Genomic DNA, 2,422 nt, shown 5'->3' with positions numbered 1-2,422 from the left:
GGTGCATGTGGCCGTGCACTCCTCCCCGCGGCAGAAGGTCGTCACGGGTGAGGAGGCGGCGGTGGCCGGGCTCGTGCGCCGGCTGGAGGGACAGGGCCGGGCGGCGCGGGCCATGCGGGTCGTCGGCGCCGGGCACTCGCCCCAGGTGGACGGGCTGTTGCCGGAGCTGGTGGAGGCACTGTCCGGCATCCGGGGGCGGCAGCCGCGCGTCCCTGTCCACTCCACGGTCCTCGACGACCCGCGCAGTGACTGTCTCTTCGACGCCGCGCACTGGGCGGCCAACCTGCGCAGGCCCGTGCGGCTGGACCGGGCGCTCGCGTCGGCGGCCGCCGACGGCCGCACGGCCTTCGTCGAGATCTCCCCCCACCCCGTACTGACGGGAGCCGTCGCCGACACCGTGCCCGGCGCCCTCACCCTGGCCACGCTGCGCCGTGACGCCGACGGGTCGGAGGCGTTCGCCGGACAACTGGGCGCCCTGTACGCCGCAGGACAGCGACTGCCGGTGCCGGCGGGGCGGGTCGTCGACCTGCCGCTGCCCCGATGGCGGCATGTACGGCACTGGTGGACGGACGGCCGGGCCGCTCGCACCGAGCCGCTGCCGGAGGAACCTCCTGCCGCGGTGACCGCGCCCTCCTCGGTCCTGGCCCGCCTGACCCACCACATCGCCGCCGTCACCGGCCACTCCCCCGCCCGCATCACCCCGGGTACCGCGTGGGCCGACCTCGGGCTGGACTCACTGATGGCGGTCCGGGTGCGCACGGCGGTGGAGCGCGAGTTCGGCATCGAACTGCCCCTGCGCGACCTGTTCGCCGCCGTCACCGTCGAGGACGCCGCCACCCGTGTCGAGCGCGCCCTCCCTGGGGACGACACCCCGCTGCGGCCCCTGTGTGCCGGCGGTTCGAGGCCCCCGCTGTTCCTCGTCCATGCCGCCGGCGGCCCGGTCGGCGTCTACCGGACGCTCGCCGAACTCCTCGGCGACGACCAGCCGGTGTACGGGCTGGAGCGGATCGAGGAGGCCCGGACCGTGCCCGAGAAGGCGCGACGCTACGCCGCGGCGATCGATGCCGTCCATCCCGACGGCCCGTTGTTGCTGGGGGGTTGGTCCTTCGGCGGCTTCGTCGCCCAGGAGACCGCGCGGCAACTGACGGCCGCCGGGCGGGAGGTGCGGCTGGTCGTGCTCATCGACTCCGTACGGCCCCTCCCCCGCCCGGGGTCGATGCGGTCCGACCGGATCCGGGCGCACTTCGAGGGCTTCGCCCGCCACGTCGCCGACGCCTACGGCGTGCGGCTGGAGTTGCCGTACGACGAGCTCGTGGCCATGGACGACGACGCGGCCCGAATCGATGCCGTGCTGCGGGCCCTGCGCGAGGCCGCCGACGTGCCGTCCGCGGCGCTGGAGCACCAGCGGTCCTCCTACCTGGACATGGGCATCGGCGAGTCGCACAGCCCCGCCCCCCACGACGGGCCGGTGGTCCTCTACCGCGCCACCGAACGCGCGCCGCACACCGTGCGCGACCCCGCGTACGAGCGGGACGACCCGGCGCTGGGCTGGGACGAGGTGTGCCCACGTCTGCAGGTGGTGCCGGTGGCCGGTCACCATCTGTCGCTGCTCGATCCGCCGCACGTCGACGAGATCGCCGCCCATCTGAGCCGGACACTCGCCGAGCCGGCCCCCTGACATGGAACCCGAGGAGCCGTCATGCCCCACCTGCCGCAGCAGCCCGCCGCCGGAGTGTCCCGGCGCACCGTCGCGAGAGCGACGGCAGCCGCCGGTCTCGCCGCCCTGTTCGGGGCCACGACCGGCACGGCCCGGGCGGCCACCCGGCTCGGGCCGCGCACGCTGGACGTGTCCGTGCCCTCCGCGGCGCTCGGCCGCAGCGCGCCGGTCCGGCTGATCCTGCCCTCGGACTTCGGTACGCGCCCGGAGAAGAAGTACCCGGTGCTGTACCTGCTGCACGGCGCGCACGACGACTACACCTCGTGGACCCGTGAGACGGACATCGAGGCGTTCACCGCCGGACGCGACCTGATCGTGGCGATGCCGGACGCCGGCCCCACCGGCATCCCGAGCGCCTGGCGCGGCGGCCCCGACTACGAGACGTTCCAGATGAAGGAGGTGCCGGCACTGCTCGCCCGGGACTACCGGGCCTCCGGCACACGGGCGGTCGCCGGGGTGTCCACCGGCGGCTACGGGGCCATGGCCCACGCGGCCCGTCATCCCGGGGCGTTCACCGCGGCGGCCTCCTACAGCGGCATCCTCGACACCACGGCCCCTGGTGTTCCCGCCATCATGGACGCGATCGTGGCCCGCGAGAACCTGCCGGCCGCGTCCCTCTGGGGAAGTCCCGTGTTCAACCTCCTGACCTGGCGTGGGCACGCCGGCCACCGGCACCGAGCTGCCCGCGAACCCGGGCGAGGAATG

Annotated in this window: 2 protein-coding genes; both read left to right on the top strand. The window is 75.0% G+C overall.

Annotated features, from left to right (window positions below; all coding sequences use genetic code 11):
- Nucleotides 1–1,678, top strand: a 1,678-nt coding sequence (locus ABZ281_RS46065) for an acyltransferase domain-containing protein (RefSeq protein WP_356664435.1), incomplete at its 5' end; no start/stop codon positions are given.
- Nucleotides 1,679–1,699: 21 nt separating this feature from the next.
- The coding region (locus tag ABZ281_RS46060) for an alpha/beta hydrolase-fold protein (protein WP_356664433.1) at nt 1,700–2,422 on the top strand (723 nt) is incomplete at its 3' end.

The organism is Streptomyces sp. NPDC006265 (assembly GCF_040613555.1).
In the GTDB taxonomy this organism is placed as follows: domain Bacteria; phylum Actinomycetota; class Actinomycetes; order Streptomycetales; family Streptomycetaceae; genus Streptomyces.
Note: the sequence above shows the minus strand (reverse complement) of the source record. Positions and strands in the feature narration are given on the sequence as shown.